A 16172-nucleotide genomic window follows, 5' to 3' on the forward strand; every position below is an offset into this window, starting at 1 on the left:
TACTCCATCCCTAACACATTCCACATGCTAAACCAAAAACCTCTAATCCCACAAGCTGCAAGCCAACTTCACGACCAAAGTCTCAGGAATGCAGCGCAGGATGCATACGCCATACGTCCCTTGTCGAAACTCGAGCTAAAGGGGAGAATCCTTACCCATGCACGCAATTACAGCAGCATTACGAGTACAGAAGCAATAAGGATAAACAAGGACAAACAAGCCGAATTAATCTTTGAGCTGAACAAACTAAAAATAAGATACATGAATGAGAAGATGGATCATCGTATCATAGCAATTCTCAATCAGGTGACTATAGCGTCCGCTGCTGGCGATATTCCTGGCAGTGATGCACCCAGCGCTGTGCCGCTGCTGGATACGAGCCAAGATGAATATGGGTGTACCCTGCCACAACACTGCCTGCTGCGTAGCCCTCCTGCTTCAAACCACGCAGTCCCTTTGTCTCATATGCGTAAGGAATCTCGTCATCTGCACGGTAGGTCATCGTAGAATAATGGAACTCATGTCCCCGAAGCACTTCACCTTGTTTCAGCAAAAAGGAATCCTGAACCGCACTCGCCTCCCGGTACCCCAGCGCAGCTCGCTTCTTCTGCATCTGCACCTGTGCAGGAATAATGCCTGCCATGGTATAGGTTACGCCTTCACGGTCTGTGAGCGTTTCGCCAAGCACCATATAGCCGCCGCACTCCGCAAACAGCGGCATCCCTGAACGGACTGCTTCGCGCAGCCCTTCCAGAAAACGTTCGTTTCCGGCAATCACTGCCGCAAACTCCTCGGGAAAACCACCGCCAAGGTATATACTGTCTGCTTCAGCCGGTATGCTCTCACCCGCCAGCGGACTGAAATACTGCAGCCGGGCTCCGGCCGCTTCCAGCAGCTCCAGATTATCGGGATAATAGAAGTTAAATGCCGCGTCCCGCGCTACGGCGATAACGGGCTGGTACGTGTCTGATGCGACATGCAGCTCGATGGATTGAGAAGTAGCCCCAACCTCGTTCGCATGAACAACGTCTTCTGCGCTAATTTTACTTCTGGTGCGAACTTCGCCAGCCGCACCAGCCAGGTTGAGTATGCCGCTGCTGTGAGCAGTGTTATTTGCACGGATCGAACTTGCTTGGTCACAGCTCTGACCAGCTTGATCTGAACTGCTTGAACTCGCTGTGTCACTGTTGTGAGCGGCACTGTTGGCCGTATCGACGAGGCTCACATCATTCGTACTCGCAGCATGAGCTGTATGATCTTCATTAGTAGTACCAGCTGTCTTTGAGCGGTCTGCACCATACTCGCGTCTTTCTGTACACTGGAGCGGTGAAGCACTTGCTGCCAGCTCCAGCAGCAGATCCAGATCCGTGCCTTCCAATAGCACATTGGCTGCCCGCTGGAACAAAGGCTCCAGTTCACCGCGTTCAATTGCAGGCACCAGTCCGAGATGTCTCTCCGGGATGGACATGTCCTCATCACGCTTCAGCCAACCCACGACCGGAATGCCGCACATTTGCTCAATGGCTTTTTTGACAATCGTATAATGCCCTGCACTTCCGCATCGGTTCACAATGACACCTGCGATATGCAGCTCGGGCTCCAGCTGTTGGAAGCCCAGGACGATGGCCGCTGCACTGCGCGCCATACTACGCACATCCACTACCAGAATTACAGGGGTTTGCGTGACCATGGCAATCTCCGCTGTAGAGCCTGTGTTGCTGAGCGGGTCCTTGCCATCGTAAAGTCCCATCACACCTTCAATAATCGAAATATCATGTCCCGCGGATGCTCGTGCAAACGTCTCCCGCACATAGTCTGGCGAGGTCATCCAGGCGTCCAGATTACGGGAAGCTCGGCCTGTAACTGCCGTATGATAGGTCGGATCAATATAATCGGGGCCACATTTGAAGCCTTGTACGCTCAATCCGCGCTGCACAAGTGCCTTCATTAGACCGAGCGTAACCGTTGTTTTGCCTGCACCACTGCCCGTACCTGCGATGATTAGCCGAGGTGCGGCTTGGCGATCGGAAGCTGTCGTACCTGCTACTTCGTTCGTAAATGTTGCTGGCACGTTCTGATTATGAGAGATATTCCTCTCGGCTTGGTTATTGCATGTTGTGGTACCAGCCTGACTGCCTGATATCGTTGTCACAGCCTGGTTACCAGATGTTGTTGTGACAGCCTGGTTGTTGGATAAAGTAGTTTTAGTGTTCATCATGAATCCCGCCTTTGACCTGAATATAACAAATAGACCATCCCATATCGGTTCCAACGGCCTGGGACGGTCATTTACATGAGGTGGTATAGCATCATTTTTTAGGGTGCACGCTCTAACGATCTCAGATGACGCTATTTGGCGCAAAATGGGGGAAAATAAATTCTAACGATTCCTACAGACGTTATTTGATCCTTTTGGGCCGTAAATAGCCATAATTGAGGCTTTTCTTCCCAAATAGCGTTGCTCAGAATCGTTAGAATTGAAACGTGTGCTTTTTTCACGAAATAAGGTCTCTGGGGATCGTTAGCGTTGGAGGGTGGTGCATCAATGTATAGCAGGTACTCGGTAACACCAGCCAACAAAAGCCTGTTAAGCCGAAAGAATATTCGTTGTCTGCAAAGCCGGTTCTCCAAGGCATACAGATGGGTGCACACGCCGCCGCTACCCCCTCTTAATCAAATGCAACTCTCGCTACGGAAATAGTCAGGTTACCGCTCTTTTTCTTTTCCAGCAGCCAGTGGTCAGCCCCTGAAGAAAGCAGCGCAGCAGGTTCACTCACGCCATAGGCTCCAGTATATTTAAACACCGTTTCCGATGGATTCGGCAGATTGACTGTATTCAACTCTGCAGGTGTATAGGTTACGAGTTCCCAGCCGTATTTGGCACATAGAGCGAGCAGGCCTGCTTCATCCTTTTTCAGATCAATCGTGGCAATGTTGCGCACGCTCTTCACGGATAGGGACAGCTCTTCCAGTGTCGCCAAAACTTCCTGCTCCAGCTCTTCCAGTGCAGTGCCGCGATTGCAGCCCATGCCGAGCACAAGACTCTTCGGGCGATACAGCACACCGTTTGCGAGAAAACGTTCCTCTTCGGCAGCCGTAAGCAGACGATCGCTGACCACCAATGCAGCATTAAACGCAAATGTTTCAGCCTCCTGCATGCTGCGGAAGACCCGGATATGATCCGGCACAGGTTTGTTGTACCGCCACCAGTTGCGTTCACCCGTCTCTTGAATGAGCGCAACCGGCTCCTCGTTCACCACCGCCGCACTCACCGGGGTTGCTTTATCAAAGCTGTCCACGATCCAGCCCAGCTCACGTCCGAACATATCCACCGGGATCGTGCCCTGCACGTCCGAAGCTGTCGTGATAACTGCACGCGCACCAAGCACTTCAGCCACTTGACGCGTAAGTTCATTGGCACCGCCAAGGTGACCGGACAGCACGCTAATGACGTTCTCGCCGCGGTCATCGATGACCAGTACAGCAGGATCGACTTTTTTGTCCACCAGCAGCGGAGCAATCATGCGTACAACGGCACCTAGAGAGATAAACAGAATGATGCCGTTATATCGTTTGAACAGGTCTGGCAGAATCAGCTTCACCGAGCCTTCGAACAACGTGTATCCCAGCTGCTCTTCATCCCCACGCGCAAATTTGCTCATATAATAAACGTCTGTGCCCTGAAACTGTCCTTCCAGATTACGCACCATCTCCACACCATGCTTGGTAATCGCTACAGCAGCAAATGGATTACTCACCGGACTTCACTCCCTTGCGGTAGCCGTGGGTGAAAGACTTATCGTAGAGCTTCGAGCGGTGTGCATCCCGGTTGACCAAATCAGGATCTAGTGCCCAGCCTGCCAAAATCATCGCATGCATCGTAATGCCTGCGGCACGCAGATCCGCAGCCAGGTTGGCCAGCGTGGTACGCACAATTTTCTGATCCGGCCAAGTTGCCCGCTGCACCACCGCGACCGGTGTATCTTCACTCCAGCCTGCGGCGAGGAATTCCACCACGACTTTCTTTGCCAATGTTGCACTCAGGAAGAGCGCTACCGTACAGTGGTGGGATGCCAGATCGCGCAGCTTTTCCCGTTCAGGCACAGGCGTACGTCCTTCAGCACGTGTCAGGATGACGGTCTGCGTGAGTTCGGGTACAGTCAGTTCCGCTCCCAGTGCTGCTGCTGAAGCAAATACCGAGCTAACGCCAGGAATAATCTCGTATTCCACACCCTGCTGCTTTAACAGAACCATTTGTTCCAAAATCGCACCATACATCGCCGGATCGCCTGTATGTACACGAGCCACACTGCGTCCTGCCCCGACTGCGTTGCACATCAGCTCAACCTGCTGCTCCAGATCCATACCTGAGCTTTGCAGCACCTCGGCTTCGGGTTTGGCTGTCGCAATCAGTTCGTCATTCACGAGGGAATCCGTGTACAGAACGAGATCGGCATTTTTCAAAATATTCGAACCCTTTACCGTAATCAGCTCGGGGTCTCCCGGACCTGCACCGACAATGTAAACTTTCGGTTCCAATGTTTTCATTTGCTCACCACCATCAGGCTCAAATATTCCAGCTCCTGCCCTTTCAGTTCACGTGCGTCACGCCAAACCAGTTCATAAGGGGAAGTGACTTTGGTGACCACCGACGCTTTGCCGCCCAGTCCCATCTCGTCCAGCAACTCCAGCATCGGGTCAAGCACCTTCGCTACTTTGATAAACACAATTGTATCGTGATGCTCAATCGCCTGCCGCATCGCTTCTTTGTCCGCTGTAGCCGGAATAATACCAACTTGCTCATCCCCATCAGCCAGATGGATATCCAACGCTGCCGCCGCACCAAGGACAGAGGAAATGCCAGGGATCGAGCTGATTGGCACTTCAGGATGCAGTTCACGCATCAGACGTGCAAGGTGAATAAACGTACTGTACAGGTTCGGATCACCTTCCGTTACAAACGCTACGTCCTTGCCTTGCTTCAGCGCCTCCCAGCAAGCTTCCACGGTTTTGCCCCACTCCCGCTCCAGCACAACCGGGTCTTTGGTCATCGGAAAGATCAGACCCAGCATCTCTTTCTCATCTGGATTCACATAGAGTTCCACGATCTCGTGAGCGTAGGATTTACCGCCTTTGCGTTTCTTCGGGTAGGCGACCACCGGGCACTCGCGGATCATCCGGTAGGCTTTGACCGTAATCAGCTCCGGGTCTCCCGGCCCAACGCCCACGCCGTACAGCGTGCCAATCGTTTTGCCCTCCGATGGTGCAGCTGCCGGTAGTTCTGACAACGCAGCCGCAACTGAGGAGGACGTGTTTGCAATCGCGCTGTCAGTTGTGCCGACAACAGATCCAGCTCCTGTTCCTGGCACGCTCTCCGTTTCGCTTGCTGCTCTTCCTGCTGCGCGACCTTCCGAGTTCATTTCTGTGATGCCTGCTGCACCGCTCGCAGTTTCGCTTACGGCCGCAGTGCCATGTGCTGCCACATTACCTGACGTATCCCTTGTGTTGTTTCCTGTTGTTGTGCTAATGCTTCTCTCCCCCTTTGGTTCCTTGCCAAAAAAACTACTCTGCTCCGTTCACTGCTTCCGCTTCGTCTACTGCGATAACTTGCCCTGTAATCACGTAGATCGGGTTCAGTCCGTCAAAACGGGTCATGTTCAGGATCGGCTTGCTCCGCGCCGTCTGCAGCAAGGTCACGGAGGCGTCCATGCCCGCATCGCGCATCGCCTTCATGCTGTCATGTAGGGTTTCGATGGTCGCTGCATTGACCACGAGGCGTCCCTCGGGGCGCAGCCGGGACGCACACAGGGCGATCAGCTGCGCGAGTTCGCCGCCGCTGCCGCCAATGAACACCGCATCCGGATCGGGCAGTTCGTCCAGCCCCGCTGGTGCTTTGGCATGCAGGACGGTGAAATCGGTCCGGAATTTGACACGGTTGGCCTCGATATTCACGAGGTCACCCTCGTTTTTTTCGATGGCGAAGACCTGGCCCCGCGGCGCCAGCCGCGTGCACTCCACCGCCACCGAGCCCGAGCCTGCGCCGATATCCCACACGATGCTGTCCTCGCCCAGTTTCAGCTCGGACAAGCTGAACGCGCGGACTTCACGCTTGGTGATGAGGCCTTTTTCGGGTTTGCGCTGATGGAATTCTTCATCTGCAAACCCGAAGCCTTTGCGCGGCGCCGGTGCATCCTTGCGGCGCAGCAAAATGACGACGTTCAGCGGGCTGCACTCAGCTGCTGCCAGCTCGTCCAGGGTGTAGTGGCGGGCACGTTCATCTGCCGCGCCCAGGTTCTCTGCAACGTAGGCATCATACTCGGTCATGCCGAACTGTTGCAGGTACGCCCCGATTGCAGCGGGGCTGTTGTGCTCGTCCGTAAGCAGCGCGACTTTGGCTTTGCCATCGATGCGCTGGGCGAGGCCTTTGAGCGGGCGACCGTGCACGCTTTCGAGCACGGCGTCGTGCCAGCTCTCGCCAAGCTTGGCGAATGCCAGCTGCAGCGAGCTGAGATTAGGCCGGATGTCCAGCTGATCCGGGCCAAGCTTACGCGCGAAATACCCGGCGATGCCGTAAAACAGCGGGTCTCCCGAGGCGAGCACAACGATGTTGTGTGAGTCCTGCAACGCTTTTATTTTCACAACGAGATCGTTCAAACTGCTCTTGATCACAATCTTCTCTCCCACAAACGCCGGGAAAAATTGCAGCAAGCGCTCGCCGCCTACAAGCACATCAGCCTCCTGAATGAGATTCAGGCTCTCCGCTGTCAGTCCCGCTGCGCCTTCTTCGCCTACGCCAATGATGCGGATGTTACGATTCTTTGCTCCAGTTGTTGTGTTCGAGTTCACTGATTTCCGCCCTCCCCAGTTCCATTCCTTTCATGGTGACCAGCACCACTTCCACCGTTACGCCGCCGCCCGCATGTTCCAGACAGTGCTGGCAGGCATATAGGCATAACTTTTCAAAATAAGGCAAATATCCCGCTTCGGTCATCATATCCGCCACCTGAGTCGCCGTGTTGGCTTCCTCGATCGCTTGCGCCAGTTCATCTCCAGCCCCGGTCTCGCGAGCCACGGACGCAAGAAATCCAAAATCCACCGGCGCACTCTTGGAGTGCACCATCATGACCCCTTGAGCCACTTTGGCAAATTTGCCCGGCATCCCAACCAGACTGATGCGTTTCATGCCCAGCCGTTTCCCATGTTTGATCGCAAAGCCGACAAAGTCGCCCATCTGAATAAAGGCTTCCTCCGGCAGTTCGGGCATCATTTTCATTGCATACTTCTCACTGCTGCCGCCTGTTGTCAGCACAATATGCTCGCAGCCGGAAGCCTGAGCAACGGAGATGGCCTGCACCACACTGGCTTTGTACGCTGAAGTAGAGAACGGAACCACCACGCCGCGTGTGCCTAAAATGGAAATACCGCCTAGAATGCCAAGCCGCGCATTGAGCGTTTTTTTCGCAATCTCTTCGCCGTCCGGCACGCTGATCACTACTCGCACCCCTCTCGCGGTGCCATGTTCGGTCAGCACTTGGGTCACGGCTTCGGTGATCATACGCCGCGGCACGGGATTAATTGCTGCTTCGCCTACGGGCACGGGCAATCCCGGTTTGGTGACACGGCCTACACCGATGCCGCCATCCAGCTCCACTCCAGGCTCGTCCCGCCAGGACACATGTGCAATGATCTTCGCCAGATGGGTGGCATCCGGGTCATCCCCGGCGTCTTTGATCGTGGCACAGGTTGCCGTGCCGTCCGTCATCAGCCCCTGCTCGATCAGCTCGAACGAGTGGTCAAAGCCTGCAGGCAAGGAAACCACGGCTTGCGCAGGGATATGTCCCGTTAACAGGAGCTGTGTCGCGCCTTTGGCAACCGCCGTAGCACACGCCCCCGTCGTAAAGCCGGAACGCATCGGTTTATCCGGGTCTGGTGCTTCTCCGCTTTTCATGCGTTTCTTTTCCATAGCTTTGAACCTCCCGTCCTTCTTTTTACTGTTTTTTGTTGGTCTTGCGTCAATGGTTGGTTGGTAACACACACTACTCTCACGCCTACGCGCTAACGATCCCAGATGACGTTATTTAGACTAATTTTCCCTCGCTGTAATTCTAACGATTTCAGGAGACGCTATTTCACCAAAAAGGTGCAATTTGCAGTGCTTTGGGGCGTTTTTCAGCCAAATAGCGTTCCTCAGATTCGTTAGAATTTGAAATAGGCGATTTCACCTCAAATAAGGTCGCTAGGAATCGTTAAAAGTTGCTGGACTGGAAGAAGTGGTACTAACAGATGCGGACATCGCTTTGCTCCGACCTTCGACTTCTACAATGAGGACAGCCTGAGTACTCCCGCCGATCTATGCCTTCACAGCCATAAGCGAAATGGCGTTAAGAGCAGCCACAACGATGGTGCTGCCGCCTTTGCGGCCGATGTTGGTGATAAACGGAATGTCCAGCTTGCGCAGCTCGTCCTTGGACTCGGCGGCGGATACAAAACCTACCGGCATGCCGATGATCAGACCCGGCTTGGCCTCGCCCTCTTTTACAAGACGAATTAACTCCAGCAGCGCAGTTGGTGCGTTACCGATGGCGTAGATACCACCTTCATACATCTGGGTTGCTTTGCGCGTAGAGATGATAGCACGGGTGGTGTTAAGACGTTTGGCTTCCTCCATCACGTCCGGGTCGGAAATATGCACATGCACGTCACCGCCAAATCCACGAATGCGATCCTTACTCACTCCCGCCTGAATCATCTGCACATCAGCAATGACCGATTGGCCTGCACGCAGCGCTGCAATTCCTGCCTGAATGGCATCAGGGTGAAATACCATGCTGCGTCCCAGTTCAAAATCCGCCGAAGCGTGAATAACACGCTGTACAACTGGATATTGCTCCTCTGTGAACGGATGCTCCCCCAGTTCCTCGGTAATCATTTCAAAGCTTTTGCCCTCGATCTCCTGCGGCTGCACCGTCAGTGGTTTAAACTCCGTTTTGAAATCCATGTACTCACACCACTCCCTGTAAAATATTATTGGACCAATATTATCATCATATAGGTACTGTCCCACGCTTCAAGCACGCCAACCCTTCAAAGCTGAACTATTCAAATTAGGCCTATCAGACAGAGAACTACTCCCCTAAAATTCCTCTGAGCTCGTGTAATACACCGTCAAAATGATCAAACACCGTGCCAAACTCCGCCTCCGGACGTGAGATCAGCACAACATGAATACCAAGCTCCAGTGCAGACTGGATTTTCTCGTCCACTGCTCCGGTTTTGCCGCTTTCCTTGGTGACCATCACGGTCGTTGCATAATGCTTGTAAAGGGCCTCGTTCATTTCTCGGGAAAAAGGTCCCTGCATCGCAATAATATTGCGCTGCTCCACGCCCAGCTCACCGCATTTCTCCATATTGTCGAGACGGGGGAGCATGCGTGCAACAAGGCGTATATCCGGATCACCGAGCAGGTGCTTGGTGAAGATTTGCAAGGTTTTGCTGCCTGTCGTCAGCATGACAGAGCCTTTGAGCTCTTTGGCTTTGAGCGCCGCTTCATCGTAAGATGACACCACATGCAGCAGTGCATGGTCATCGTAAGCAAGCCCGGTACGTTCATAACGAATGTAAGGGATGCCCGCCTGCTTCGCGGCTTCCATGGCATTCGCATGGGCTTCCTCGGCAAAAGGATGGCTTGCATCCACAAGGACAGGGCTGTTTTTTTCACGAATCAGCTCGATCATTGCCTCTACTGTCAGACGGCCCGTACGAACCGGGAGACCGGCTTCTGTCAGACTTTGAGCTGCGCTTTCGGTTACAACGGAAGTCAGCACGTTATGGCCTTGCTGCTGAATTCGAATCGCGAGCTCGCGCGCATCGCTGGTGCCACACAGCATAAGGATCATGAGCGTTTCACCTGCTCTGAAGCTGATGCCACCTGTGCCTGAGCGGAGGATGGGTCAAGTTGTGCTTTTGATGCTGCGTGCTCTGCCTCCAACTGCCTGCTGTTCCGGTTGCCTTCATGCTGTGGATGCGCAAGGTGCAGTTCTTCATCATGGTCATGATGGAAATCAGCCGTGCGGTGAACAGCAGTCTTTGCAGTGTGATCATGTGCATGCTGTTGTTCTTGATGTTTCTGGTTCGAGTGTATATGTTCCGCTCCTGAGTCACCGTGATCGTGATGCGCGTGCCCATCATGGCTGTGGACATGCCCGTGCTCGTAGTGGTCGTGTCCATGGCTGTGGCTGTGATCATCGTGGTGATGGTCATGTCCATGCTCATGAGTATGATTCTGATGATGGTGTTCATGGTCATGTCCGTGCCCATGACCGTGGTCATGGTGATCGTCATGATGGTTGTGCTGATGTTGATGGTCGTGATGGTGATGATGGTCATGGTCGTGTTCATGATCGTGATTGTGGTGATGGTCGTGCCCGTGGTCATGGTCATGATGGTGGTGGTGATGCTTGGCTGCTTCAAGTCTGAATTGGCAGTTGTCACAGTTTGCTGTAACCCGCCCGTATAATCCCTCATGCGCACGCTCCAGCACCAGCTCGACCAGCTTCGGATGGAAACCGAAATATCCGCCGATTTCAACCTGGATGTCAGGGTGCGCGGCTGCAAATTCAGCCGTCATCTCATCAATGCGTTTAATCAGCACACCGGTAAAGAGGAAGTACGGCATGATGATGATTTTTTTCGCACCCAGCAGGAGACAACGCTCCAATCCATCCGGGAAGGAGGGCTGGGTTACCCCGATAAAGCTGCTTTCCGCCCATCTGTACGGCAGCTTCTCCCACAGCATGCGGGTCATTTTGAAAAAGTCACTGTTGGCATCCGGGTCACTGCTTCCCCGTCCAAGCACAAGCACGGCGGTTTCCTCATCCGTTACGGTTACGGGAGCAGGAGGGGCAGCAACGGCTGTGGCGGTTCCCCCTTCACTGTGAGCTGCAATCCGCACAGGCTGCGCTTCTTGCAGACGGGTCTGCATGATTTGCACGACTTTTTCATGCACACCAATCGGACGACCATATATAAACTGCACCTGCGGATAACGTGCTTTGGCACGGTCAATCGCATTCGGAATATCAATCTTGGCATGACCGGCTGCAAACAAAATAATCGGTACCAACACGACACGTGTCGCCCCTCGGTCCACACAAGCAGTCACACCATCAGCAATACTCGGTCTGGTTAATTCCAGAAAACAGGTCTCCACCAGTGTATTCTCTGGCGCTTGTTCAGCAACCTCACGTGCAAACTCCTTTAACTCGCGATTCCCCTCAGGATCACGACTCCCGTGTCCCACCAACAAAATTGCATCCATCTTCTTATTTCCTCCCCTGCCCGATCCACAGATCAGATTTCTCAAGTCCGATTTCAATTCCATATATTTGTAAGGCTCTTCACCCGGTTCCAAGGAGGAGCATCTATTAAGACATATATCAAGTGACCCATATTAGGTTAATTACCAAGCTTCTACTGAGCTAGTAACGAGCTTCTTATGAGTTTCAATTTAGCTTCTATTGAGATTCTATTGAGATTCCATAGAGCTACCACCGAGTTTTTACTAAGCTTTTACTGATTCTTACTGAGCTTTTATTGAGCTTTATTGCGCTTTCACTTATGGGGAAACGTAAGTCTTCTCCGCGGTTGTCTACGACACTTGTGATTACCTGCACTAAGCTTTTACGATCTACTACCGAGTGCTCGCTGCGTATCTACTGGGATTTTCTAGTTTTCTACTGGTTTTAATCAGGCTTTTGGAGTTTCTACCGGGATTCTACTGAGTTTTCACTAGACTTCTACTTGGCTTTTACCACTACTAGATCATCCAGGAACACCGTATCTCTCGCGCTAACCGTCAACCATCTCACTTACTTCAAACCACTACGCTCACACCCCCGCGCTAACGATTCCAGATGACGTTATTTGCACCGATTTACCCCCGCAGGAATTCTAACGATCTCAGGAAACGTTATTTCACCAAAATGATGCCTTTCACCCCAACTTTAGGCGGTTTTTAATGAAATAGCGTTCCTACGATTCGTTACATTTTCAAAAAGGCCTTTTTTCGCGATATAAGGCTCCTAGGAATCGTTAGCGCTTCGGGACGCGTTCCGGTCTAAATAAAACTCGGCTGCGCCGGTAATTGACCAGTACCTTCTAACTCCCTGATCTTCCTAGTCGGTGATCGAACTGTATCCTCCGACTTCCTGATCCTCCTAGTCGATGATCGAATCGTATCTCCAGCTTCCTGATCCTCCTGGCCAGTGAACAAACTTTGTCATCTATCTCCTATCTTTCTTTCTATCTTCTATCCTGTATCCTCGTTCTCTTAGTTATCACATCAGTTACTGCATTAGTTACTACATCAGTCACCGCATACCGGGTTAACTTCCACGGTGACTGGTGCATCCACGTGGCGGAAGCCTTGAATGATACCCACCCGTTTGAAAAACTTGTGGAATCGCTCGTTTGGATGGCCTTTTTCTTTGTACTCCGCCACAATACGTTCTACGATGCCGCCAATCTCGTCTCCGGGAATTCCTTCTGCTACGGGCTGAGCCGGGTGCGCGTTGCGCCCGAACTTTTTGCCGCCAAGGAACAGATCGTACGCGCCTTTGCGGTAGACGATGCCGATGTCCTCCAGCACCGCCCCGTAACAAGCCATGCCGCAGCCGTTCAGCGCTACACTTGTTTCCTTGGGAGCGGATAAACCGCCAATGACTTCCTGCAGATGATTAGCCATCGGTACAGCATCGTCCTTCTCCAGGTTGCAGAAGTCACAGGCCTTGACCTTGATGACATCACCGATCGGCACCACGATAAAGTTCGCGGCACGCAGCTGCTCCACAAGTGTGTCCGGCTCAAACGTCGGCACCCGCAGAATAATTTGGTGCTCGGGTGTATACTCCAGCTCGCCGTCCTCGTTTGCACACTGCGCCAGCAGGGCCATCTGGGCGGCGGTGAACTTTTTGTTGCCCACGCCGGGCGATACGCCGATCTCAAAGAGCGGCGCCTTGCGCCCCGGCACGGGCCGAGCTGCGGTGCCAACCGCCGCAGCGCCGCTGGCGCCTTGCGCGCCTGCGGCTGCCGGGCCTGACGCAGCTGCGTCCAGCCAGCGGCTTGCCGCTTCGCCCGCGAGCGCGCCGCCTGCCGCGAGCCGCGTCAGCGCCTCGGCGGCGAGCTCCGCTGCGCCGGCGCGTGGCGCCACAGCGGCTGCGCGCGGTGCGGCCTCCGCCGCCGCGGACGCGGGCCGCTCTGCGGCAAGCACGGCGGTGCCAGCGGCAGCGCTCGCCGGGCTTGCCGCAGGCGTGGCGGCCGCCCATGCGCCTGCGGGCGGCGGCCCTTGCGGAGCCGTGCCCGCTCCGGCGCTGGCGCCGCGCAGGGCTGGCTCCGCCGATGGCGCGGCTTGCGCAGGGCGCGCCGCGTTATCGCCCGCTGCCTCGCCGGAGGCGGCAGCGCGGGCTTCCCGAGCGCCGAGCGACCATGGCTCGGCTTCGGTGCGCAGCCGCTCATGCGGTCTGAGCGGCTGTTCCGCGGAGTTCAGCGTATATTTCCGCTGATATCCGCGCGGGGTGACCATGATGCCTTCGTACATCATGGTGGAGGAATTGCCGATAATCACGGTGGTCAGCATGCCGATATCGTGATTCAGCATATCCTCCAGCGTGGTCATGACCACGTCCTGACGCTCGCGGTATGCACTTTTGACCAGACCAACAGGTGTCTTCGGATCACGATAACGCAGCAGCATCTCCTGCGTCTCTACAATCTGGCGTGTACGCCGTCCACTCCGGGGGTTGTACAAAGCAATGACAAAATCAGCCGCTGCTGCCGCTTCAACCCGGCGAATAATCGTCTCCCATGGTGTCAGATGATCGCTAAGGCTGATCGTACACGCATCGTGCATGACGGGTGCGCCAAGCAAGGAAGCACAAGACTGAATCGCAGATACACCGGGAATTACCTCGACAGCTACCCCCGTATCCGGTGTCCAGCCCTGCTCGATCAGCACTTCATACACCAGCCCGGCCATACCGTATACCCCTGCATCTCCACTGGAGATAACCGCTACGATATGACCTGCCTCAGCCTGCTTGACTGCCTCCTGCGCTCGGCTGACCTCCTCCGTCATGCCTGTACGTACGATGGCTTGTCCGTTCAGCAAAGGCCGAATCAGATCAACATACGTGTTATATCCGATGATGACCTCGCTTTCCTGCAATGCATCCAGTGCACGCTTCGTAATATGCTCCATCGCACCCGGACCAAACCCGATGATGAGCAGCTTGCCTTGCTTTTGCATACTACTTCCTCCCTCATTCCACTTGTCTTGCTGTTCATGTCCCTTGCCGATCGATCTGAACATGCCAAAACTTCTACCCGCCTCTCCAGGCAGCCGATGTCCAATATTCCGAAATGCACTGCACTACTCTTCTTCGGATACAGCCCCGATTCAATAGCTCCCATGCATTCAGCATCACTTGTTATTTCAAATATCCCGATTGTGTCCATCATTTTACGATGATAAAAACAAAAAAATCCCATCCTGATCACGGATGAGATACGCATGTACGTACACTCAGGAAAGCCGGCCTGGGCTTCCCTCTGAAGGAACACACACAGCCACGAGGCCCCTGTGGGGCCTGCTGAAGCAAACCGATGTTTGCCCATTTCCTGAATTATCGTACACCACTCCTTTCCGCGAAGGGTTTGGTGACACATGCAAGGTAGGTCTCCTGGCTCTGGATCATCAGCTGTCTTTTCTGTCTTCCCCGTTCAATTCGAGTGACTTGTATCGAAAAGTGCTTCACCATTACAGTGGCGGGACCGCTCGGGACTTGCACCCGATTCCCTGTTACCTCTTGCTTTATGCAAGAGCACCTTGCTGCTTTCATATTGTCTTCATCATAACATCGGTCAGGAAATAATGTCCATGCTTGTCCTGATTACAATTCATGCCTGTCCTGATTTACAATTTATGTATGAAACACTTCACTTTCATACCTTTCCTGATCACTCATTATGAATAAAACAAAAAAGATTCCGATCCGCCAAACGGACCAGAACCTCAACTTCTTCAGATATAACTACTCCTTAAAATCTTCCATACACTCTTCCTAGAAATTCTTCCATAAAGTTATTCCTAAAAATTCTTCCATATACTATTCCTTAAATTCTTCCATAATGCTATGAAAACATCTTTCATAATATCATATCAGAAAACATCTTCGATCTGTCATCTCCGAAAACCATCTTCCATTTACCTGTGCTTTAAACCACTGCCGTATGCTATTTCCCAAAACCATTTTCTATATCTTACTCCCGGACACCCACCGGATGTGCTGCGAAGTAACGACCAAGCTCAACAATTAAGGCGCCCATCTTCTCTTCCTCAGGTACAACGATGGCTTCAATGCCTTCCTCACGCATTGCATTCGCGGTTACCTTACCCACAGAGGCCGGGACTACCCCTTCCTTGAAAGCTGTCAGCATCTGCTGCAGTTTACCTTGAGCAGCTGCATATTCCGTCAAGAAGCGAACCTGCGGACCGCTGGTAAAGGCTACTGCATGCAGCTCATGCCGAATGATCTCATTCAGTAACTGCTCAAGCTCTGCTGTTTCCGGCGGTACATGACGATATGGCAGCACCTGCCTCACGGCAGCCCCCTGCTCCTCCAGCCAGGCCACCAGCTTCGGAGCGGTTTCACCGTGAAGCTGCAGCATGACCTTTTTACCAGCAAGATCATGTGAGCCAAGCTCACGAATCAACCCGTCTGTACTGCCATCATCATCCCGTACGAGCGGTGTCAATTTCAGCTTCTTGAGTGCATTGACCGTTTTATATCCTCTGGCTGCAATACAAGATGCAGCAATGACATCCCGTAGCTGCGCGGCAACATCCATATCCTCAGCCATGTTAAACAAAGCGTCCAACCCCATGCCGGTCGTAAAAATGGCCCAATCCGGCGGATCGGATATCCAGGAGACCAACCCGTCTCTAATATTGCGATCATCCAGAAATACCGTCCCCTGTGCAGGCCGCACGAGTGGAACTCCACCCATCTTCTCTACCAATATAGACATCTCTTTGGATTTTCGCGGTCCGGTTAATGCAACACGTACCCCTGCCAAATGCTGTGCCATGTAAGCTCCCCCTGTTCGTTCAGCCGAAT

Annotated in this window: 10 protein-coding genes, 1 pseudogene and 1 riboswitch; all 11 genes and pseudogenes read right to left on the bottom strand. The window is 53.4% G+C overall.

Translation table 11 applies throughout. The features are described 5' to 3' along the window. Nucleotides 1-310: 310 nt before the first annotated feature. A complete protein-coding gene (locus ACQSGY_RS12875; RefSeq protein WP_427052163.1) occupies nucleotides 311-2218 on the bottom strand; it encodes a cobyrinate a,c-diamide synthase in 1908 nt (635 codons plus the stop codon). A 451-nt stretch (nucleotides 2219-2669) separates the two neighbouring features. After that, nucleotides 2670-3758, bottom strand: a complete 1089-nt coding sequence (locus ACQSGY_RS12880; RefSeq protein ID WP_427052164.1) for a cobalt-precorrin 5A hydrolase — start codon at nucleotides 3756-3758, stop codon at nucleotides 2670-2672. Further along, complete coding sequence (cobM, locus tag ACQSGY_RS12885) at nucleotides 3751-4548, bottom strand: precorrin-4 C(11)-methyltransferase (protein ID WP_427052165.1); 798 nt, start codon at nucleotides 4546-4548, stop codon at nucleotides 3751-3753. Before cobM ends, ACQSGY_RS12880 begins: the two co-directional genes overlap by 8 nt. Further along, a complete protein-coding gene (cobI, locus tag ACQSGY_RS12890) occupies nucleotides 4545-5246 on the bottom strand; it encodes a precorrin-2 C(20)-methyltransferase (protein WP_427052226.1) in 702 nt (233 codons plus the stop codon). The genes cobM and cobI overlap by 4 nt, the downstream gene beginning before the upstream one ends. A gap of 316 nt (nucleotides 5247-5562) precedes the next feature. After that, nucleotides 5563-6846 carry a precorrin-6y C5,15-methyltransferase (decarboxylating) subunit CbiE gene (cbiE, locus tag ACQSGY_RS12895; RefSeq protein ID WP_427052166.1) on the bottom strand — a complete coding sequence of 428 codons (1284 nt, stop codon included), beginning with the start codon at nucleotides 6844-6846 and terminating at the stop codon, nucleotides 5563-5565. Continuing rightward, on the bottom strand, nucleotides 6809-7963 hold the full coding sequence (locus ACQSGY_RS12900) for a cobalt-precorrin-5B (C(1))-methyltransferase (protein ID WP_427052167.1): 1155 nt from the start codon (nucleotides 7961-7963) through the stop codon (nucleotides 6809-6811). The genes cbiE and ACQSGY_RS12900 overlap by 38 nt, the downstream gene beginning before the upstream one ends. A 387-nt stretch (nucleotides 7964-8350) precedes the next feature. After that, complete coding sequence (locus ACQSGY_RS12905) at nucleotides 8351-8998, bottom strand: precorrin-8X methylmutase (RefSeq protein ID WP_184181180.1); 648 nt, start codon at nucleotides 8996-8998, stop codon at nucleotides 8351-8353. Between the two features lie 127 nt (nucleotides 8999-9125). Beyond that, nucleotides 9126-9896, bottom strand: coding sequence for a precorrin-6A reductase (gene cobK, locus ACQSGY_RS12910; RefSeq protein ID WP_427052168.1), 771 nt, complete (start codon nucleotides 9894-9896; stop codon nucleotides 9126-9128). A 362-nt stretch (nucleotides 9897-10258) separates the two neighbouring features. Next, nucleotides 10259-11317, bottom strand: a pseudogene (locus ACQSGY_RS12915) (sirohydrochlorin chelatase); the annotation flags it as partial. Between the two features lie 1047 nt (nucleotides 11318-12364). Beyond that, a complete protein-coding gene (gene cobJ / locus ACQSGY_RS12920) occupies nucleotides 12365-14302 on the bottom strand; it encodes a precorrin-3B C(17)-methyltransferase (RefSeq protein ID WP_427052227.1) in 1938 nt (645 codons plus the stop codon). A 406-nt stretch (nucleotides 14303-14708) separates the two neighbouring features. After that, nucleotides 14709-14899: riboswitch (cobalamin riboswitch) on the bottom strand. A 416-nt stretch (nucleotides 14900-15315) separates the two neighbouring features. After that, complete coding sequence (locus ACQSGY_RS12925) at nucleotides 15316-16143, bottom strand: uroporphyrinogen-III synthase (RefSeq protein WP_427052169.1); 828 nt, start codon at nucleotides 16141-16143, stop codon at nucleotides 15316-15318. Nucleotides 16144-16172 lie beyond the last annotated feature (29 nt).

It is taken from the genome of Paenibacillus sp. TC-CSREp1, assembly GCF_050171015.1.
In the GTDB taxonomy this organism is placed as follows: Bacteria; Bacillota; Bacilli; order Paenibacillales; family Paenibacillaceae; genus Paenibacillus; species Paenibacillus silvae.

Coding starts and splice junctions, on each gene's coding strand:
- ACQSGY_RS12900 (WP_427052167.1), bottom strand. CDS start 7,963: ATGGAAAAGAAACGCATGAAAAGCGGAGAAGCACCAGACCCGGATAAA.
- ACQSGY_RS12905 (WP_184181180.1), bottom strand. CDS start 8,998: ATGGATTTCAAAACGGAGTTTAAACCACTGACGGTGCAGCCGCAGGAG.
- cobM (WP_427052165.1), bottom strand. CDS start 4,548: ATGAAAACATTGGAACCGAAAGTTTACATTGTCGGTGCAGGTCCGGGA.
- ACQSGY_RS12875 (WP_427052163.1), bottom strand. CDS start 2,218: ATGATGAACACTAAAACTACTTTATCCAACAACCAGGCTGTCACAACA.
- ACQSGY_RS12925 (WP_427052169.1), bottom strand. CDS start 16,143: ATGGCACAGCATTTGGCAGGGGTACGTGTTGCATTAACCGGACCGCGA.
- cobJ (WP_427052227.1), bottom strand. CDS start 14,302: ATGCAAAAGCAAGGCAAGCTGCTCATCATCGGGTTTGGTCCGGGTGCG.
- cobK (WP_427052168.1), bottom strand. CDS start 9,896: ATGATCCTTATGCTGTGTGGCACCAGCGATGCGCGCGAGCTCGCGATT.